This is a genomic window from Nocardia sp. NPDC003183, assembly GCF_053590715.1.
In genome coordinates this window covers 1-18,399 of the sequence record NZ_JBSFTG010000013.1, presented here as the reverse complement: position 1 = coordinate 18,399, position 18,399 = coordinate 1, and the positions used below count along the sequence as shown (strand labels likewise).

The window sequence follows — 18,399 nt, the reverse complement described above, 5'->3', positions numbered from 1 at the left end:
GTCCGTGACGACCTCGGGCCGGCTCAAGCACAAGCCCAGTTGTCGCATGCGAAGCTGGATACAACCGAGCGGCACTACCTCGAACGGCGGACTGTCAGACCGGACGCAAGGAAGGCCCTCGACAAGTTCACGCAGGGAAAGTAGCGGATCGTTTGTAGGGGGAAAGTAGCGGATCTGGCGAGATTTCCCAGAAACGAAAACCGCCTCTCACCGGTAAACCCTGGTGAGAGGCGGTCTTTTTGTGCGCCCGAAGGGATTCGAACCCCTAACCTCTTGATCCGTAGTCAAGTGCTCTATCCGTTGAGCTACGGGCGCATGGTGGTGCATCTTCAGTTGTTACCCAGCAAGCTGGGTGTGGCGGAGGCGAGAGGATTTGAACCTCCGGTCCCCGTGAAGGGACAACTCATTAGCAGTGAGTCCCATTCGGCCGCTCTGGCACGCCTCCTGGAGCCTTCTCTTTCGAGGGCACCGGTCCTTGTCGAACCGCCGGGAATGAAGATTACACGAGCAGTGGTAGTAGTCCAAAACGCCTGGTCAATCAGCGTAAGTTGCTGTCGAACCAGTCGTAGATACGAGTCTGGGAGTCGACGCGAATGGCGGTGGCCGCCTCGTCTTCGGGATCGGATCGGTCGACACGGTGACTCAGGCCCGGATAAGTGATTGTGAGACTGGCCACATCCGCCTTCGCGGTGGCCTCGCGGAGGCGGTCGACCGCCTCGGGTGGGGTGGCCGGGTCGTCCGCGCCGAAGATCCCGAGCCAAGGGGCCTGGAGGTCGGCGGCGATGTCGATCAGGGCCGCGTTCTGGTCGGGAAGCGGTTCGGAGATGCCGGGGGCGGCCACGCTCACCGCAGCGCCGATCGGGCGGGTGGCGGCGACGAGGAAGGCCGCGGTGCCCGCGCTGTCGAAGCCGAGAACGCCGATCGTGTCAGGGAAGACGCCGCGGCCGGTGAGCCAGTCGAAACCGGCGTCGAAGTCGTCGAAGAGTTCGTCACCGAACACCTCGTGTCGCTGCGCGTCGGCGATGCGGTCGAACAGATGCGGCGCGACGACGATCCAGCCCTCGAACGACAGCGCCCGCATCAGATCGAGTAGCTGGGGGGAGAATTCCCGGGATTCGTGCAGGACAACGATGCCACCGCGGGCCACCCGTTCGGGCTCCACCACGGTGATCGGCACGGCAGTGCGCCGCGCGACGGCGGCCGTGTCGGCATCCACCGGCCGCAGGGGGGCGACGTCGTCGTAAGTGCCCGGCATAAACCCAGCGTAGGCGGCAGAACTGCACTTGGGTAGGTCTGGACGGCCGTGCCGCATGTCGCGGCAGCCGATCATCGTAGGGTGGAGGCGTGACCGCGCACATCCGCCCCGACCTCGCCACCATCCCGGCCTACGTTCCCGGCCGTAACCACCCGGATGCGGTGAAGCTCGCGTCCAACGAGACGACCTTCGGTCCGTTGCCGAGCGCGGCCAAGGCGATCGCGGAGTCCGCCGAGCTGGCCAACCGCTATCCGGACAATCAGGTCAGCGAGCTGCGGGCGGCGCTCGCCGAGTTCCTCGAGGTCACCGTGGCGAATGTCGCGGTCGGCTGTGGCAGCGTGGCGCTGTGCCAGGAACTCGTGCAGATCACCTGCGACGCCCCCGCCGACGAGGTGGTGTTCGCGTGGCGTTCGTTCGAGGCGTACCCGATCGTCACGCAGGTGGGCAACGCGACCGCGGTGCGGGTACCGCTGACCGAGGATCACCTGCACGATCTGGACGCGATGGCCGACGCGGTCACCGAGCGCACCAAGCTGATCTTCGTGTGCAACCCGAACAACCCCAGCGGCACCGCGCACGGGCGCGCCGAGCTGGAGCGGTTCCTCGACCGGGTGCCCGCGCACGTTCTCGTCGTGCTCGACGAGGCCTACTACGAGTACCTGCGGCTGACGCCCGAGACCCGCCCCGACGGCGTCGAGATCGGCCGCACCCGGCCGAATGTGGTTGTGCTGCGCACATTCTCGAAGGCCTACGGTCTGGCCGGGCTGCGCGTCGGCTACGCGGTGGGCGATCCCGAGGTGATCGCAGCGCTGCTGAAGGTCCACATTCCGTTCAGCGTGAACCGGATCGCGCAGGCGGCCGCGATCGCCTCGTTGCAGGCGCGTGGCGAACTGCTCGATCGCACCGATGTGCTGGTGGCGCAACGGCATCAGCTGCGCGAGGCGCTACTGGCCGCGGGCTACGAGGTGCCGCCGAGCGAGGCCAATTTCGTCTGGTTGCCGTTGCGCGAGCGCAGTATCGAGTTCGCCGAGGCGAGTGCCCTTGCGGGCGTACTGGTTCGGCCGTTCGCCGGTGACGGTGTGCGGGTGACGGTCGGCGATCCGCACGAGAACGAACAGTTCCTCAGCTTCGCCACCGCACCCGAAACGGCGGCCCGATTCCGTTAGTCCGGCGCACGGTCAGCAACCCTTGACGCGGGTTGCCGTGGGATTACCCCGAATTCGAGCACACCGCCAGCACACCGGTCGTAGGCTTGCCGAAGCTGATTTCGGGTCGACCGATCACCCGGTCGGCGCGCCACCGGTCGAGTGAATGTGTTCTCGGCGGGCAATCTTCCCGCGTCGGAGGGTGCACCCGCACGGCCCCGCACCCTGCTGCCCGACCGGAGATATACCGTGAATCAAGGCTCTCGCCCTGCCGTCTGCGAAAAATCAACCCCCACAGTGACTTTGGCGTCCGATGTCGATGTCGCCGTGCCGCCGCCGATCGAGCTGGATCGTCGCCTGCGCGACTGCGACGAGTTCTTCCGCTACCCCGAACTCGGGCACCTGCCCACCCAGCGTCGCCTCGGCGCGCTCGCCGAATTGCGCGATACCGGGACGTATACCCAGACCGCCGAGGAGATCTTGATCGGCGCGAAACTGGCGTGGCGCAACCACGCTCGCTGTGTCGGCCGCAAACATTGGCGATCACTGAAGCTACTCGACGCCCGCCGAGTTACTTCCGCACGGGAACTTTCCGAGGTGTGCTGGCAACATCTGCGCCTGGCCACCAACGGCGGCGCGATTCAGTCGATGATCACGGTCGGCCCGGCGGCCGAACCCGGCGGCGGCGAGTACCGGATCGAGAGCTCGCAGCTGATCCGCTATGCCGGCTACCGCAACGGCGACGGCACCGTCACCGGTGATCCGGCCAATATCGCGGCCACCGAACAGGCGCTGGAGCTGGGCTGGCGCGGGGCGCGCACGCCGTTCGACGTGCTGCCGGTGCTGATCACCACGCCCACCGAGGACGTGCAGTATTTCGACGTTCCGCGCGAATTGGTCCGCGAGGTCGACCTGATCCACCCCGACTACCCGTGGTTCGCCGCACTCGGCCTGAAATGGCACGCGCTGCCCGCCGTTTCGAACATGGATCTGGAGGTGGGCGGTGTTTGCTACCCCTTCGCTCCCTTCAACGGCTGGTACGTCGGCACCGAGATCGGCGCGCGCAACCTCAGCGACACCGATCGCTACAACATGCTGCCGCTGATCGCCGACATGATGGGTCTCGACACCTCGTCGGTGCGGACGCTGTGGCGGGACAAGGCGCTGATCGAGCTCAATCATGCTGTGCTGCACAGCTTTCGCACATCCGGCGTGCACATGGTCGACCACCACACCGTGGCCAAGCAGTTCTGCGATCACGTCCAGCGCGAGGAAGCCGCCGGGCGCGCGTGCCCGACCGACTGGAGTTGGGTCAATCCGCCCATCTCGTCCGGGCTGACGCCCACCTTCCACCGCTACTACGACGCGCCCGACCTGGACGTTCGACCGAATTTCGTCCGCCGAGACTGAGCTACGGCGGGCTGTTTGACTCGTGACCGACCGGGTATTTGCTGTGACGTAGCCGAATCCGGTCGTGCCGGACGCTACGCCCGATTGATCATCCAACAACCCCCAGCGGAGCCGACGAACGAGCCCAACATGCCCGCGACCGGCCTCCGTACCAGGTAGGAGGGATCATCATGAGCAAATCGGCCCTGGAATCGCTGATCGGCACCACCGCCTACGACGAACGCGGCGACAAGATCGGCAAGGTCAAGCAGATCTACCTCGACAACCAGTCCGGAGCGCCCACCTGGGTTGCCGTCTCGACCGGCTTCTTCAGCCACGACTCGCTGGTTCCGCTGGCCGGCGCCGAACATCTGCCCGACGACGACTCGCTCCGACTGCACGTGAACAAGGAGCTGGTGAAATCGGCGCCATACCACGACGGGTCCCGGATCAGCGCACAATCGGAACAGGAACTGTTCGAGCACTACCACGTCGATCCACGGGCTTCGGGCTGGAATGCCGAAGGGCGCCCGCGGATTCGACCCGAAGACGACCTGCCGATGACCCATGGCAACCCGTCGCGGACCGTGACCGGCCAGTCCGACACCGCTCGCTACGGTGACGACTCGATGGTGCGCTCGGAAGAGCAGTTGCGCATCGACACCGAGAGCGAAGAGGTCGGCACCGCACGGTTGCACAAGTCGGTGGTCACCGAGGAGCAGACGTTCAAGGTGCCCGTGACGCACGAGGAAGTGCACGTCGAACGCGAGCCGATCACCGACCGCACGGGGCGCACGACCATCGGCGAGGAGGACCGCGAGGTCACCCTGCACGCCGACCAGGTGCACGTCGAGAAGGAAGCCGTCCCGGTGGAGCGTGTACGGCTGGCGGTCGATGAGATCGACGACGAGAAAACGGTCTCCGAAACGGTCCGCAAGGAACGCGTGGAAGCCGAAGGGATCGACGACCGCCGCCGCCAGGAACCCTGACTCCGCGCGTCGACATCCCGCTCGGCCGAACCGGCCACCCACCCGGTGGGTGGCCGGTTCTCGACGGGTTACGCGCGGTCGGCGGCGAGCGTAGGGTTCTCGATACGGGCCGAATCGCCCTGGTCCGGCTCGTTTCGACGAGCGAGGGAGCCCCCGATGAGCACCGCATCCAGTTCGGGATTCGATGCCGACGCACTGCGCCGCGGAATCGAAAGCCGTGATGCCGCAACACTGCTGACGCTCTACAGCGACGATGCCGAGATCCGCATGGTCGACCACCGCGACCAACCGAGTCACCCCCGGGTGATGCACGGTCGCTCGGCGATCAGCGCGATGCTCGACGACGTGTGCTCCAGGGAGATGACCCACTCCCTCGACAGCGTCTTGATCGACGGCGACCACATCGCCTTCGTGGAATCGTGCCGATACCCGGACGGCACGCGCGTCCTGGCCCACTCGATGGCGAACCTGCGCGACGGTCGCATAGTCGACCAGACGTCGATCCAGGCGTGGGACGAGGAGTAGTCAGCGGAAATCGGCGACGTGGTCGGCTGCCCATCGGCGATAGTCGCGGGCCGGTGACCCGGTGACGTCGTGCACGGTGGAGGTCACCGAGCCCGGTGTGCCGACGAGTCCGGCGAGTCCGTGCAGCACCACGCGCGCGATGTCGGGCGGGAGCCAACCCATGTGCGCCACTGCGTCTTCGGGGCTGATCTCCTCCCAGACCAACGTGCGGCCGAGTGCGGCGCCGATCGCTTCGACCTGGTCGATTCGGCTCAGCGCGGCCGGGCCGGTCAGGTGGTACTTCGCCCCGGCGTGGCCGTCGGTGGTCAGTGCGCGCACGGCGACCGCGGCGATATCCGCCTCGTGCAGCAGGGGCATCGTGGCGGCGCCGTACGCGCCGCGCACGACGTCGCCCGCGCGAATCTGAGGTGCCCATTCGACCGTGTTGGTAGCGAAACCACCGGGCCGCAGGAAGGTCCATTCCAGTGACGACTCGGTGATCGGCTGCTCGATGAGGGCGTGTGCCCGGCCGATCGGGTGGTCCTGCTCATCCAGTTCGTCGCGGACCGAGGCGGAGGAGAGCAGGACGATGCGGCGCGCGTGTGCGGCGATGCGGGCAACGACCCGCTCCGCGATCTCCGCCGACAACATCGGCCAGGTCAGGTAGACCGCGTCGATGCCGTCAAGGGCACTGTCCAAGGTCTCCGGGACTGTCAGGTCGCCCTGCACCACCTCGATACCCGAAGGCAGCGACGCCGCGCGCGGGTCGCGCGCCGATGCCCGCACCCGCGTTCCGCCCGCGGCGAGCTGCGCCGCCACCTGACCGCCGACATGACCGGTCGCCCCGATCACCAGAACCCTGCTGATATCCGCCATGGGCCAACCGTAGGAAGGGGACTTTCCATTGGAAAGGGCATACCGATAGGTAAGCTCATGGCATGGCGGTAGGAGTCCCGGACAGCGACCGGCCCACACTCGGTCAACGTGACGTATTCGACAAAGAGTGTCCGGCCCACGCCATCCTCGGCAAAGTCACCAGTCGCTGGGGCGTCCTGATCCTGGCCGCGCTACTCGACGGCTCCATGCGCTACCACGTCCTGCGTGACCGAATCGGCAGCATCAGCGAGAAGATGCTGTCGCAGAACCTGCGCACCTTCACCGACTACGGCCTGGTCGAGCGCACCGTCGAACCCACTGTGCCCCCACAGGTTTCCTACGCCCTGACCCCGATCGGCCACGAGGCAGCCGAAAAGCTCCACGGACTGCTGGAATGGGTGAGCACCCGAGCCGAGGAAATCGAAACCTTCCGAACGGGTGGACCCGTGCCAGGACCGAAGCTCCTCGACCGATCCTGACCTGCGGGCCTTTGGCGGAGACGGAGGGATTTGAACCCCCGATGGTGTTACCCATGCTCGCTTTCAAGGCGAGTGCATTCGGCCGCTCTGCCACGTCTCCCTGGGAAGGATGGTAGCCGACCTGATCCGGCCTTCCGCAAGTCCGGGCGGACCCGGGCCGGGTTGTCTCGCGCCGGCGAGAACTGTCGGCGACATCGGCGCGGGGTTCTGGCTAGCGGCGGGGCGTGGGGAGAGGATTGGTGTCATGTACGCGATTGAGCTGAACGGGTTCGGTGGGCCGGAGGTCATGGAGTGGACCGTGACGATCGATCCGGAGCCGGGGCCCGGTGAAGTGTTGGTGGAAGTTGTTGCGGCGGGAGTCAATCGGGCCGATGTGATGCAGCGGAAGGGGTTCTATCCGCCGCCCGCGGATGCGAGTTCGATCCTCGGGTTGGAGTGTTCGGGGACGATCACGCGGTTGGGGGCGGGGGTGACGGACTGGCAGGTCGGGGATCGGGTGTGCGCGTTGCTCGCCGGAGGTGGGTACGCCCAGTTCGTGGCGGTGCCCGCGACGCAGCTGTTGCCGATTCCGGAGGGGATGGACGCGGTCGCGGCCGCGGGGTTGCCGGAGGTGGCGGCGACCGTGTGGTCGAACCTGGTGATGACGGCGGGGCTGCGATCGGGGCAGCTGGTGTTGATCCACGGCGGCGGTGGCGGGATCGGGACGCACGCGATCCAGGTGGCGCGCGGGCTCGGAGCGCGGGTCGCGGTGACGGCCGGCTCGGACGCGAAGCTGACCAAGTGCGCCGAGCTGGGGGCGGAGATCTTGATCAACTACCGGACCGGCGACTTCGTCGCAGCGGTCGCGGATCAGGGCGGGGCCGACGTGATTCTCGACAACATGGGTGCGAAGTACCTGGAACGAAACGTGGAGGCGCTCGCACCCTATGGGCAGCTGGTGGTGATCGGAATGCAAGGGGGCGTCAGCGGAACGCTGAATATCGCCGCACTGCTGCGTAAGTGGGGCACCGTGGCGGCGACCAACGTGCGCGGCCGTCCACGATCGGGGCCGGGGAGCAAGGCCGAGATCATCGCGGCGGTCCGCGCACAACTGTGGCCGCAGGTGGCCGCAGGCGAGATCGTGCCGGTGATCTCCACCGAGCTGCCGATCACCGAAGCCGCCCGCGCGCACGAACTGCTCGACGACTCGCAGACCTTCGGCAAGGTGATCCTGCGGGTTCGCGACTAGCGCACGCTATTCGAGGGCGCTGAGGGCACGGCCGAGCTGGTCGATCTCGTAGCGGGTCGTATAGGGCGCGAGCCCGATCGTCACCGCACCGCCCTCATCGTTCACACCCAGCGCGTCGAGTAGTCGGCTGCCGCCGTGCACACCGCTGACCGTCCCGATCCTGGCATCGGCCAGCTTGGCCGCCACCTTCTCCGCCTGCATTCCGGCCATCGTGAAACTGACCGTCGGGATGCGGGTGGAGGCCCGGCCGATCACGGTGAGGTTGTCGACCTTCTCCAGCACCTGCATGAGGTGATCGAAGAGCTGGTCGTGATAGTCCTGCAGCGAGGTGATCGACATCTCGAGGCGTTCGCGGCGGGTGCCCGTGGCGCGCTCGTCGAGCCCGGCGAGGAAGTCGATCGACTCGGTGAGCCCGGCCAGCAGCGCGTACTGATGCCCGCCCACTTCGAGGCGTTCAGCACCCTTGGCATAGGGGTTGAGCGACATCGAGGGGATGCGATCGAGGAACGCCGGGTCGCGGAAAACCAGTGCGCCCACCTGCGGTCCGCCCCACGACGGCGCGCTCAGCGCGACGACGTCGGCATTGAGTTCGTCGATGTCGATCAGCGCGTACGGCGCCGCGCCGAACGCGTCGGCCACCAGCAGTCCGCCCACGTCGTGGACCCGATCGGCGGCCACCCGGACACCGGGCGCCGACCCGACGATCGGAGACGCGGCGGTGAGCGCCACCAAGCGCGCGGTCGGCCCGATCAGCTCCTCGAACTGCCACGACGGCATCTCGCAGGTCTCGATCTCCACCTCGGCCCAGCGCACGTGCGCGCCGTAGCGGTTGGCGATGCGCAGCCACGGGGCGACGTTGGCCTCGTCGTCCAAACGGGAGAGCACGATGCCGGTGCCGAGACCGAGGCGTGAGCTCAGCGATTCGGCCAGCCAGGCCAGCAGAACCGCACGATCGGGACCGAGGACGACGCCGGCCGGATCTCCACCGACCAGATCGGCGACAGCTTCCCGTGCGGCGTCGAGGATCGCGCCGCTGCGCGATGCCGCACCGTGGCGGCCGATGTGGGAAAACGAAGAGGTGCGGAAACCCGTTGAGACGGCACGAGATACCGAATCGGGAACCAGCATCCCCGCCTGCGGGTCCAGATGGATCCAGCCGTCGCCCAGGGACGGTATCAGGCCCCGAACCCTCGCGACGTCATAAGTCATGGTGGCCACTTTAAGGGCAGGGGGCCTCCCGGGGTAACCGCGTGGGGGTTTTAGCGCGAACCCGGCGCACACGCAATGATGGGGATATGACGCACTCGGAGGATGTCCCCGAATCCATCGTCGTGATCGGTCCCGACGGCCGTCCACTGACCGTGCCCGCCGACGCCGACAACGCGTCCGCGTTCACCGCTCAGGTCGTGCCGGACGACGAGAAGGCCGCGAGCGAGTCGGCGGAGTCGCTGACAGACATGGTCGAGCAGCCCGCCAAGGTGATGCGCATCGGCACGATGATCAAGCAGCTCCTCGAGGAGGTTCGCGCCGCACCGCTGGACGACGCCAGCCGCTCGCGCCTCAAGGAGATCCACAAGTCCTCGGTGCGTGAGCTCGAACAGGGCCTCGCCCCGGAACTGCGCGAGGAACTCGAACGCCTCACTCTCCCGTTCACCGACGACTCGGTGCCCTCGGACGCGGAACTACGCATCGCTCAGGCTCAGCTCGTCGGCTGGCTGGAGGGCCTGTTCCACGGCATCCAGACCGCGCTGTTCGCCCAGCAGATGGCCGCCCGCGCTCAGCTGGAGCAGATGCGCCAGGGTGCGCTTCCGCCCGGAATGCACGCGGCGGACGCCAAGCCAGGCGGCCATGTGGGCGGCGGCCAGTACCTGTGAACCCCCCGAGTCTCTTGTTCGCGGCCCGCCTCGATCTGGACTGAGTGGAGGGTGCGACGAAGGAGTACCCGGAGGGAGGCGAGATCGAGGCCCCTCGGGGCCGCGACACCCGGCGCCAGCCGGAAAACAACACTGTAAGGTCGGGGACCGTGCCCGCCGCTGCCGCCCGTCCTGAATCGGTCTCCGATGAGGGTGACGTGCGTACCGAAGAGAGCCCCGTGCATTCTGACGACATTCCCGCCGACGCGGCGCTAGCCGAAGTCGCCGCTGCCGAGCACACCACCGATGCGCCGCTGCTGGTGAAGACGCCGATGGTGTCGGATTCGCAGACCTTCGGGCGTGCTTTCAAGGACATGCGCGACGGACTACACCAGCGCGAGCTGTGGTTGTCGCTGGGCTGGCAGGACATCAAGCAGCGCTACCGCCGGTCGGTGCTCGGTCCGTTCTGGATCACCATCGCGACCGGTTTGCAGGCGCTGGCGATGGGTCTGCTGTATTCGACGCTGCTGGACCAGCCGATCAGTGAGTACCTGCCGTATGTGACCGTCGGCCTGATCGTGTGGAACGTCATCAGTGCCTCGATTCTCGAGGGCTCCGATGTGTTCATCGCCAACGAGGGACTGATCAAACAGTTGCCCTCGGCGCTGAGTGTGCACGTGTATCGCCTGGTGTGGCGGCAGTTCCTGTTCTTCATCCACAACGCCGCGATCTACGCGCTGCTGGTGGTGGCGTTCTCGATCTGGCGTGACCTGGATCTGTCGTTCCTGCTGGTGTTCCCCGCGATCCTGCTGCTGTTCCTCAACGCGATGTGGGTGACGATCGTCTTCGGCATCTTCTCCACCCGCTACCGCGATATCGCCCCGATTCTGGGCTCGATGACGCTGATGCTGTTCGTGCTGACGCCGGTGATGTGGTCGACGAAGGCGCTGGAGAACTCGGTCGGCGGGGCGGGCGACCGCGCCAAGCTCCTCGAGATCATCCCCACCTATCACTACCTGGAGATCGTGCGCGCTCCCCTGCTCGGTGAGCCGTCGCAGTGGCATCACTGGGCGATCGTCGGTGCGATCACCGTCGTCGGCTGGGCTGTCGCGATCCTGGCGCTCAAGCAGTACCGTGCCCGCGTCCCGTACTGGGTTTAGGAGCAGTTCTCGATGAGCCGTGTGAGTATCGAAACCCATGAGGCGTGGGTCGAGTTCCCGATCTTCGACGCCAAGTCGCGGTCGCTGAAGAAGGCGTTCCTCGGCAAGGCGGGCGGCGCGATCGGGCGCAACAGCTCCGACGTGGTGGTGGTCGAGGCGCTGCGCGACATCAACCTCTCGCTCAAAGAAGGCGACCGGGTGGGCCTGGTCGGCCACAACGGCGCGGGCAAGTCGACGCTGCTGCGTTTGCTCTCGGGCATCTACGAACCCTCGCGCGGCAGTGCGCGCATCCGCGGCCGGGTGGCGCCGGTGTTCGACCTCGGCGTCGGCATGGACCCGGAGATCTCCGGCTACGAGAACATCATCATCCGCGGCCTGTTCCTCGGGCAGACGCGCAAGCAGATGATGGCCAAGATCGACGAGATCGCCGACTTCACCGAGCTCGGTGAGTACCTGTCGATGCCGCTGCGCACCTACTCCACCGGCATGCGGGTGCGGCTGGCGATGGGTGTGGTCACCTCGATCGACCCCGAGATCCTGCTGCTCGACGAGGGCATCGGCGCGGTCGACGCGGAGTTCATGAAGAAGGCCCGCACGCGGCTGCAGTCGCTGGTCGCGCGGTCGGGCATTTTGGTGTTCGCCAGCCACTCCAACGAATTCCTCGCCCAGCTCTGCGATACCGCGATGTGGATCGACCACGGTCAGATCCGCGAACAGGGCGGGATCGAGGACGTTGTGCGAGCGTATGAAGGGCCCGAGGCGGGTAATCACGTGGCACAGGTGTTGCGTGATCTGGAAACCGAGGGCGCACTCGGCGCGGCGGGCGAGAAGAAGCTGGAGCAGAATCAGGTATGAGCGGTCAACGTGACGAGGCTGCCCCGGCTGCCGTGCCGGGTGGGTTCAGCATGACCGACCGTCTCGAGGCGACGCCGGCACCCGTCGAGCCCGCCGCCGTGCTGCCCGGCGACGCGCTGCCCGCGGTGGTGCTGCCCGACGACGCGGAACTGCCCCCCGGTGCCGAACCCGCCGACATCACGACCGAGACCGGCCCGACCGCGCGGATCATCGCGGTGGTCGTCACGCACAAGCGTCGCGAACTGCTCGCCGAGTCGTTGAAAGTGCTCGCCTCGCAGACGCGTCCGGTGGACCATCTGATCGTTGTCGACAACGCCAACGAGGACGCGGTGGCCGAGCTGGTCGCGCAGCAGCCGATCGAGGCGACCTACCTGGGTTCACGCCACAACCTCGGCGGCGCGGGCGGTTTCGCGCTCGGCATGCTGCACGCGCTCACCCAGGGTGCGGATTGGGTGTGGCTGGCCGATGACGACGGCCGCCCCGACGGGCCCGAAGTACTCGCGACACTGATCGATTGCGCGCGCAGGCACAACCTGGTCGAGGTGTCGCCGGTGGTCTGCGATATCGATGAGCCGGACCGGCTCGCGTTCCCGCTGCGCCGCGGCGTGGTGTGGCGGCGGCTGCGTTCGGAGCTCGGCGACGAGGACTTCCTGCCCGGCATCGCGTCGCTGTTCAACGGCGCGCTGATCTCGGCGAAGGCCGTCGACCTGATCGGCGTGCCCGACCTGCGGCTGTTCGTGCGCGGCGACGAGGTGGAGGTGCATCGCCGCCTGGTCCGCTCCGGGCTGCCGTTCGGCACCTGCTTGCAGACCGCCTACCTGCATCCCAACGGCGCCGAGGAATTCAAGCCGATCCTGGGCGGGCGAATGCACACCCAGTACCCGGACGATCCGGTGAAGCGCTACTTCACCTACCGCAATCGCGGTTACCTGATGTCGCAGCCCGGTATGCGGAAGCTGTTGCCGCAGGAGTGGATCCGATTCTCCTGGTTCTTCCTGGTGACCCGCCGCGACCCGGCCGGCCTCAAGGAATGGTTCCGGCTGCGGTCGCTGGGCCGCAACGAGCACTTCGGTAAACCCGACTAGCCCCCGAAACTAGGGGGTAGTTCCCTCTGGCAACAATCTGCCGTTCGGTCTTACGATGCGAACCGTGACCTTCGCAAAGAGTTTCGCATCCGCCGCGGCGACCGTGCTCGCCGGCGCCGCGCTCTGTCTCGCCGCCCCCGGCACCGCCCAGGCGGACGACCAGTGCCAGCTCGGCTGGTCCAATGTCGGCCCGCGCTCCTGCGTGATGAACGAAGTCAGGACCGCGCCGGTGGCTACCCTGGGCAACGGCGTCTGCGTCGGCCTCCTGAACGTGGCGGGCACCGCGTTCGACGGACCGCTCAATTCCCGAGCGTGGCGCCAGGCGCCACCCACAGCATCGCCCTGCGCGTCTCGCAGGGCTTCTCCCCACTCGGCAACTGGGCGCCCACCGTGCTGGCATGCGATGTGAACGTTGTCGTCGACTGGAAGAACCTGGACAGCGGCGCCACCGGCTCGGTGACCCGCTTCATCCCGGCCACCAGCACCAGCACCTACCCGGTCCAGGACGTGATCGCGAACACCGGCCCCGGTCGAGTCCAGGTCACGGTCCGCACCGACAAGCCCAACATCCCCCAGTCGACCGAAGTTTTCGTGCCGTAGCCCCGAACGCCTACCTGCGGGACCGCAGGCGTGCCGTCATCGGGCCGCGCAACAGCGCGAGTTCGCCTCTGTGACGACGGCGCAGGACCGCGCACGGAAAATGAGTTGCCGGGTGTCGGCGTGGTCGGGCACAGTGGTGTTCGAACGTTGGAGAGGAGGTGGATGTCCGTGAGTACACACGTGTGGATTGCCGTGGCCGGGCGGCGCGATTGTGCGCCTGCCCAGGTTGCTCCGGACATCACCTCTACTCGCTGAACCCGTCGTTCGGGTTCGGCACCCGACGAAGGATTCCTTACGATGGTCGACTACGACCTGCTCGTCCCTTACGGCTGGACCGAAACCGTAGCTTCTGAATATCTGCCGCTGCTCGGCGATCTCGCACCCGCTCGCATCGTGCGGATGGACCGCAGCGAATGCGATGTGGTGACACCGCACGGCCCGGCGCGAGCCGCCTGCCCGCGCGACATCACCGGACTGTGCACCGGCGACTGGGTCGGACTCGATGCCGAAGGCACTGTGCGGCAACTGCTCCCCCGGCGCTCGGCGATCATGCGATCGTCGGTGTCGGGGCGCTCGGTGGCCCAGGTGCTGGCCACCAATGTCGATACCGTGCTGATCTGCTCTGCCGCCGATGGTGACGTCGACCTGGGGCGGATCGAACGAATGCTCGCCCTCGCGTGGGAGAGCAATGCCCAGCCGGTCGTCGTGCTCACCAAAGCCGATGCGGCGGAATATCTTCCGCTCGACGAGGTGCGTGCGGTGGCGCCCGGCGCGACCGTGGTGGCGGTGAGTGCCGCCGCCGCGGTCGGTCTCGAGGTGCTCACCGCGGTGCTCAACGGCACCGTCGCCCTGATCGGGCCGTCCGGAGCGGGCAAATCCACCCTCGCCAACGCACTGCTGGGCGCGGACGTGTTCGCCACCAACGCGGTTCGCGCGGTGGACGGCAAAGGCCGCCACACCACGGTGCACCGTGAGCTGCGGCCACTGCCCGGCGGCGGCACGCTCATCGACACCCCCGGCCTGCGCGGCATCGGGCTCTACGACGCCGCGGAAGGCATCGGCAAGACCTTCAGCGACATCGAATCCCTCGCTGCCGATTGCCGTTTCGCCGACTGCGTCCACGAGACCGAACCCGGCTGCGCGGTGCAGGCCGGACTGGCCGATGGCACCATCACCGAACGCAGGCTGACCAGCTATCGCAAACTCGCGAGAGAGAACGACTGGATGGCGGCCCGCACCGACAAACGCCTGGCCGCCGAACGCGAACGAGTCTGGCGCGACATCAGCAAACAGCAGCGGAGGAACTACCGCGAACGCGGCCGCCGCTGAGCCGGAGTAGTTGATCATCAGGCACGCACGCGAACACCGGCCGAGAGCCGAACCGCGTCAGTGCCTGATGATCTCGCTAATCCTGTTCGAAGGTGACGTGTGCGCGATGGGACACGGTGGCCTCGGCCAGATCGATGATGTAGTCGATGGTGCCCGAGTCGGAGCCGAAATGATTGCCGGCGTAGTAGGAGTAATTCACCATGAGCCGGCCGTCGTCGGTGGCCACCGCGAGCGCGGGACGGTTCTCCGCTCGTGACCAGCTGTGGTCGATCTCCAGCCCGCCCACCGTGCGCAACTCGCTCCCTGACAGAGCCAGCGTCCAGCGGTTCTCCGGGCCGTGACCGAGATATTCCTTGACATAGATCGTCCGGAATCGCGCGGTGATCACCCGGCCGTCGGGCAGCAGGATGAACGGAACCTCGCCCTCGGCGTACAGGTGGCCGGGCTCGGGATCGTCGTGGAGTTCGGTGTGCCACAGGTCGTCGAGTCGTGGTGCGGGCCAGCCTTTTTCCTCGGCCTCGGCACGCAGCGACGACCAGTGCCCGGCTCGAGCCCGCTCGTAGGCGAAGTCGATGACGTGGGAGCCGATGTAGCACTCCACGGTCGTGAACACATCCGGGTCGGCCTGGTTCGGCTCGCTCACCGCTACTCCTGCGGCGCTCGCTACCTCGTGGACGGCGGCGAGCAGGGCCGCGCCGGCACCTGCGCCACGCGAGGACTCCGTGATCAGGAATTCCGAGATCCGTAGCTCACCCGCCGACCACTTGCTCGGCTGGAACAAGTCGTAAGTCGCGAAACCGATCGGTGTTTCGTCTTCGACGATCAGCAGTGGCGCCGGTCGCCAGGCGGAGTAGTCGTTGTTGGCTAGCCGCCGTGTGCGGCGCATGATGTCGGCCGGACGGTGCACCTCGAAATGCGCGTGCAATTCGGCTTGCAGCCCGGCGGCCGCCTCCGCGTCAGCGGCGGAGGCGGCCCGGACGAAACGCGTCACGGGTCAGCTCGGGTCGATGCCGTACAGCCGCGCCCAGTTCTCCCGGCTCGTGAGTTCCGGTACGGCCCTGCGATATTCGGCCTGCAGTGCCGGGAGTTCCTTACGGAGCTTGCGCAAGGTGCGGTAGGCGCGGATGAGCAGTGCGCGAGCACGAGCCTTGTCCCGGCGACGTACCCGCACGCCGGACTGGGAAGCGTCGGTGACCACCACGTGCTCGAACAGGCCGATGTGCCACCAGTGCGCGTCCTCGCGGGTGACGCCGATCAGACCGGGCTGCGTGCGGCCGGTCCACTGGGTGATGGCGCGCTTGATCAGCACCAGGGTGACGCGGCTCGGTTCGCCGCTGGCCCGGCGAACCGAGATGTCGGCGGAGTTCACCGGCGGGGTGGCCGCGGGGTGCTTGATCGTCTCGGGGTAGTCGTTGCGGGTGCTGCGGGCGGCGGCCAGCGCGTCGATACCGCCGTCGCGCAACGCCTTCGGACCCTTCATGAAGTCCTCGATGCCCTGCAGCGTGGTGTGCACCAGCCCGTACTGCATGCCGACCAGGTGCTCGGCGATGTAGCGGAAGAACTCGCGCGTGATCGACTTGCCGTCGAGATCGGTGTGCAGGGCGCCGACGATGAGCGAGTTACGGGTGGAGAAGTACCGCGCCCAGTCGTCGTAGTCCTTCCAGTAGAAGTCGGCGTGCCAGACGGCGGCGTTGGGCAGCGTGACGGTGACGAAACCGTGCTCGCGCGCGCGGATGCCGTACTCGACGTCGTCCCACTGGAAGAAGATCGGCACCGGCAGCCCGATCTTCGACACCACCTCGGCCGGGATCAAACAGGTCCACCAGGCGTTGTAGCCCGCGTCGACCCGGCGCTCCTGGTTCTTCTTGAGCATGGAGGTGTTGCGCAGCGCCTTGGGCACCTTCTGGCCGTGCTTGAGCTCGTGCAGGTGCACCTCCTCCGCGCCGACATTGAGGTAGTCGGGGTTGAGCAGGAACAGCATCTGCGCGCCGACCAGGGTCGGTTCGACGGTGAGGTTGGCGAACGCCTGCAGGCGCAGCACGGTCTCGGGCTCGCAGAGGATGTCGTCGTCCATCAGGATGACGTCGGCGTGCTCGTTGGCCGCCGACACCTCGTAGAGGCCACGGGTGAAGCCGCCCGCGCCGCCGAGGTTGGGCTGGCGGATGTAGCGCAGTTTGTCACCGAAATCAGGACGGACCTGCTGGAACAGCGGGCGGTCCTCGACCAGGTCGGTGCCCTGGTCGACGACGTACACCGCGTCGATCGCGGCCAGCACGGTCGCGTCCGAGGCCAGCGCGGCGACGGTGTGCGCGCAGTCCTCGGCCCGGTTGAAGGTGCAGATCGCGATGGCGACCGGGCGCACCTTCTCGGGCGCCTGCGCGGTCCAGGCGAGTTCGGTGATGTCGAGTTCGCCCCCGACGGCGTCGAACTCGAGCCACAACGCACCGCCGTCGACGTACTGATCCAGCGGTGCCGTCAGCGAGACGACCCCGCTGCTCGTTGCCACCAGCGAGGCGATGATCCGGCGGTGCCCGGCGATATCGGAGGCGACCAGCCGCACATTCGCTTTGTTGCCGACCACCAGATGCGCACCCACCGATACCTCGGTGACGGTGGTCCAGCGCTGCCAGTAGCTGGCGGCGAATCGGCCGAAGTAGGTGTTGGTGTGCGCGGTCGCGCCCTTGGGCAGGTGCAGCGAGTGCCGTTCGCGGACGGCGGCACCCCCCTTGACGACGGCGTAGAGGTCGTCGTTCACCCGCGCCGAGGGCCCGGTGAAGATGCCTCGGGCCAGCACCAGCCGCTCGGGCGCTGAGTGTTCACCGCGCAACGATGCGGGCGCGGCCTCGCGCCGATCGTTCGATTCGGTCACGGCTTTGGTAGCCGACTGCTCCATGAAGTCCTCGAAATTCTCGGTATCGACTGCGCCGGCGCAGGCAGTCACGTAAAGAAGGGCGTCGCGGCGGGCGGGGCGAGGATATCAATCACACGCCACCCGCGCGTTGTCAGTGAGGAGTTGCCGCACTCCGCGCGTGTTGCTCATCGCTTGCCGATGAGCCGGTGAAAACGAATTTGCTGTAGGCCCAATAGCGGAATACGACCGCCATCGTCTGCCCGACCACAGTGGCGGAAATGTTGTCCGCCAGCGGTGACGACAGGTCGAGCACATATCGGGAAAAGCCGAGGCAGCCGAGTTGCAGGAGGATCGCTACGACATTGACGATCGCGTACAGAACATATTCCCGAACAGGGCTGCCGGACTTGCGGTGCGAGTAGGTCCACCACTTGTTGCCGAAGTAGGTGACCACCGTCGCCACCACGATCGCGATGATCTTGGCGACCAGCGGCGAGTGATAGAGCACACCTTCGGAGAAGGAGAAACCCCCACCCCAGAACACCAAAAGGTTGTAGGTCCCCGCGTCGACCAGAAACCCGATCGCCCCGACAACAAGAAACGCCGCACCCTGCCGCAAACCCGCTATCACCTTCGACACGAGGGGAACAGCAGGGGGTTCAACTGATTGCGACACGCCATGACGGTAGCCAACCAGCACCCCGACCCCTAGGGAGGGTCGGCCACGCAGTGGCCGGTTCGCGGCCGGGTCGCCGGTTAGCCGCCGTTGCGTAGGCGACGGAGGAGCAAGCAACGGCGGCT

The 18,399-nt window shown here is 66.9% G+C and carries 18 protein-coding genes and 3 tRNA genes; 12 read left to right on the top strand and 9 right to left on the bottom strand.

Annotation, left to right across the window (positions count from 1 at the left end; genetic code table 11):
• Positions 1-242: 242 nt before the first annotated feature.
• The 3 genes from ACWDXS_RS27635 to ACWDXS_RS27625 form a co-directional block, all read right to left on the bottom strand.
• Positions 243-315: transfer RNA gene (locus ACWDXS_RS27635), tRNA-Arg, on the bottom strand.
• Between the two features lie 40 nt (positions 316-355).
• Positions 356-445, bottom strand: a tRNA-Ser gene (locus tag ACWDXS_RS27630).
• A 93-nt stretch (positions 446-538) separates the two neighbouring features.
• Positions 539-1,255 (bottom strand): dienelactone hydrolase family protein, encoded by a 717-nt coding sequence (locus ACWDXS_RS27625; protein ID WP_449969995.1) that lies wholly within the window; start codon positions 1,253-1,255, stop codon positions 539-541.
• 89 nt (positions 1,256-1,344) lie between these two features.
• Between ACWDXS_RS27625 and hisC the strand changes: the two genes are divergently transcribed.
• From hisC to ACWDXS_RS27605, 4 genes are all read left to right on the top strand, one after another.
• On the top strand, positions 1,345-2,421 hold the full coding sequence (gene hisC / locus ACWDXS_RS27620; protein WP_378996822.1) for a histidinol-phosphate transaminase: 1,077 nt from the start codon (positions 1,345-1,347) through the stop codon (positions 2,419-2,421).
• Between the two features lie 276 nt (positions 2,422-2,697).
• Positions 2,698-3,810, top strand: a complete 1,113-nt coding sequence (locus tag ACWDXS_RS27615) for a nitric oxide synthase oxygenase (RefSeq protein ID WP_378996820.1) — start codon at positions 2,698-2,700, stop codon at positions 3,808-3,810.
• 170 nt (positions 3,811-3,980) lie between these two features.
• Complete coding sequence (locus ACWDXS_RS27610; protein WP_449969991.1) at positions 3,981-4,778, top strand: DUF2382 domain-containing protein; 798 nt, start codon at positions 3,981-3,983, stop codon at positions 4,776-4,778.
• Between the two features lie 156 nt (positions 4,779-4,934).
• Complete coding sequence (locus ACWDXS_RS27605; RefSeq protein WP_449969988.1) at positions 4,935-5,303, top strand: nuclear transport factor 2 family protein; 369 nt, start codon at positions 4,935-4,937, stop codon at positions 5,301-5,303.
• Here the strand turns inward: ACWDXS_RS27605 and ACWDXS_RS27600 are convergent, their stop codons facing one another.
• Positions 5,304-6,158 carry an NAD(P)H-binding protein gene (locus ACWDXS_RS27600; protein ID WP_449969985.1) on the bottom strand — a complete coding sequence of 285 codons (855 nt, stop codon included), beginning with the start codon at positions 6,156-6,158 and terminating at the stop codon, positions 5,304-5,306.
• Positions 6,159-6,220: 62 nt separating this feature from the next.
• Here ACWDXS_RS27600 and ACWDXS_RS27595 point away from each other — a divergent pair, with 62 nt between their 5' ends.
• The gene (locus ACWDXS_RS27595) at positions 6,221-6,637 is read left to right on the top strand and encodes a winged helix-turn-helix transcriptional regulator (RefSeq protein WP_378996810.1); all 417 of its coding nucleotides are present in this window, start codon (positions 6,221-6,223) and stop codon (positions 6,635-6,637) included.
• Positions 6,638-6,649: 12 nt separating this feature from the next.
• On the opposite strand, the gene ACWDXS_RS27590 is transcribed toward ACWDXS_RS27595, so the two are convergent.
• Positions 6,650-6,737: transfer RNA gene (locus tag ACWDXS_RS27590), tRNA-Ser, on the bottom strand.
• A 144-nt stretch (positions 6,738-6,881) separates the two neighbouring features.
• Between ACWDXS_RS27590 and ACWDXS_RS27585 the strand changes: the two genes are divergently transcribed.
• Entirely contained in the window at positions 6,882-7,865 is a 984-nt protein-coding gene (locus tag ACWDXS_RS27585) for an NAD(P)H-quinone oxidoreductase (protein ID WP_378996807.1), read from the top strand.
• 6 nt (positions 7,866-7,871) lie between these two features.
• On the opposite strand, the gene ACWDXS_RS27580 is transcribed toward ACWDXS_RS27585, so the two are convergent.
• Complete coding sequence (locus ACWDXS_RS27580; RefSeq protein WP_358185869.1) at positions 7,872-9,074, bottom strand: cysteine desulfurase-like protein; 1,203 nt, start codon at positions 9,072-9,074, stop codon at positions 7,872-7,874.
• Positions 9,075-9,160: 86 nt separating this feature from the next.
• Between ACWDXS_RS27580 and ACWDXS_RS27575 the strand changes: the two genes are divergently transcribed.
• The 6 genes from ACWDXS_RS27575 to rsgA all read left to right on the top strand — a co-directional run bounded on the left by ACWDXS_RS27575 (position 9,161) and on the right by rsgA (position 14,747).
• Positions 9,161-9,739 (top strand): bacterial proteasome activator family protein, encoded by a 579-nt coding sequence (locus tag ACWDXS_RS27575; protein ID WP_387445954.1) that lies wholly within the window; start codon positions 9,161-9,163, stop codon positions 9,737-9,739.
• A 311-nt stretch (positions 9,740-10,050) separates the two neighbouring features.
• On the top strand, positions 10,051-10,878 hold the full coding sequence (wzm, locus tag ACWDXS_RS27570) for a galactan export ABC transporter permease subunit Wzm/RfbD (RefSeq protein WP_379301792.1): 828 nt from the start codon (positions 10,051-10,053) through the stop codon (positions 10,876-10,878).
• A 12-nt stretch (positions 10,879-10,890) separates the two neighbouring features.
• The gene (wzt, locus tag ACWDXS_RS27565; protein WP_378996804.1) at positions 10,891-11,733 is read left to right on the top strand and encodes a galactan export ABC transporter ATP-binding subunit Wzt/RfbE; all 843 of its coding nucleotides are present in this window, start codon (positions 10,891-10,893) and stop codon (positions 11,731-11,733) included.
• Entirely contained in the window at positions 11,730-12,818 is a 1,089-nt protein-coding gene (gene glfT1, locus ACWDXS_RS27560; RefSeq protein WP_378996802.1) for a galactofuranosyltransferase GlfT1, read from the top strand. The genes wzt and glfT1 overlap by 4 nt, the downstream gene beginning before the upstream one ends.
• 312 nt (positions 12,819-13,130) lie before the next feature.
• Complete coding sequence (locus ACWDXS_RS27555; protein WP_449969976.1) at positions 13,131-13,418, top strand: hypothetical protein; 288 nt, start codon at positions 13,131-13,133, stop codon at positions 13,416-13,418.
• Positions 13,419-13,715: 297 nt separating this feature from the next.
• Positions 13,716-14,747 carry a ribosome small subunit-dependent GTPase A gene (gene rsgA, locus ACWDXS_RS27550; protein WP_387445955.1) on the top strand — a complete coding sequence of 344 codons (1,032 nt, stop codon included), beginning with the start codon at positions 13,716-13,718 and terminating at the stop codon, positions 14,745-14,747.
• A gap of 76 nt (positions 14,748-14,823) precedes the next feature.
• On the opposite strand, the gene ACWDXS_RS27545 is transcribed toward rsgA, so the two are convergent.
• The 3 genes from ACWDXS_RS27545 to ACWDXS_RS27535 form a co-directional block, all read right to left on the bottom strand.
• On the bottom strand, positions 14,824-15,738 hold the full coding sequence (locus tag ACWDXS_RS27545) for a GNAT family N-acetyltransferase (protein ID WP_387445956.1): 915 nt from the start codon (positions 15,736-15,738) through the stop codon (positions 14,824-14,826).
• Positions 15,739-15,741: 3 nt separating this feature from the next.
• The gene (locus ACWDXS_RS27540; protein ID WP_378996792.1) at positions 15,742-17,640 is read right to left on the bottom strand and encodes a glycosyltransferase; all 1,899 of its coding nucleotides are present in this window, start codon (positions 17,638-17,640) and stop codon (positions 15,742-15,744) included.
• Between the two features lie 109 nt (positions 17,641-17,749).
• The coding region (locus ACWDXS_RS27535; protein WP_449969971.1) for a GtrA family protein at positions 17,750-18,399 on the bottom strand (650 nt) is incomplete at its 5' end.

Excerpts from the sequence above, each read along its gene's own strand:
- ACWDXS_RS27585 (WP_378996807.1), top strand. The coding sequence starts at position 6,882 with ATGTACGCGATTGAGCTGAACGGGTTCGGTGGGCCGGAGGTCATGGAG.
- ACWDXS_RS27595 (WP_378996810.1), top strand. The coding sequence starts at position 6,221 with ATGGCGGTAGGAGTCCCGGACAGCGACCGGCCCACACTCGGTCAACGT.
- glfT1 (WP_378996802.1), top strand. The coding sequence starts at position 11,730 with ATGAGCGGTCAACGTGACGAGGCTGCCCCGGCTGCCGTGCCGGGTGGG.
- rsgA (WP_387445955.1), top strand. The coding sequence starts at position 13,716 with ATGGTCGACTACGACCTGCTCGTCCCTTACGGCTGGACCGAAACCGTA.
- ACWDXS_RS27600 (WP_449969985.1), bottom strand. The coding sequence starts at position 6,158 with ATGGCGGATATCAGCAGGGTTCTGGTGATCGGGGCGACCGGTCATGTC.
- ACWDXS_RS27605 (WP_449969988.1), top strand. The coding sequence starts at position 4,935 with ATGAGCACCGCATCCAGTTCGGGATTCGATGCCGACGCACTGCGCCGC.
- ACWDXS_RS27540 (WP_378996792.1), bottom strand. The coding sequence starts at position 17,640 with ATGGAGCAGTCGGCTACCAAAGCCGTGACCGAATCGAACGATCGGCGC.
- wzm (WP_379301792.1), top strand. The coding sequence starts at position 10,051 with ATGGTGTCGGATTCGCAGACCTTCGGGCGTGCTTTCAAGGACATGCGC.
- ACWDXS_RS27580 (WP_358185869.1), bottom strand. The coding sequence starts at position 9,074 with ATGACTTATGACGTCGCGAGGGTTCGGGGCCTGATACCGTCCCTGGGC.
- ACWDXS_RS27575 (WP_387445954.1), top strand. The coding sequence starts at position 9,161 with ATGACGCACTCGGAGGATGTCCCCGAATCCATCGTCGTGATCGGTCCC.
- ACWDXS_RS27625 (WP_449969995.1), bottom strand. The coding sequence starts at position 1,255 with ATGCCGGGCACTTACGACGACGTCGCCCCCCTGCGGCCGGTGGATGCC.
- ACWDXS_RS27610 (WP_449969991.1), top strand. The coding sequence starts at position 3,981 with ATGAGCAAATCGGCCCTGGAATCGCTGATCGGCACCACCGCCTACGAC.
- wzt (WP_378996804.1), top strand. The coding sequence starts at position 10,891 with ATGAGCCGTGTGAGTATCGAAACCCATGAGGCGTGGGTCGAGTTCCCG.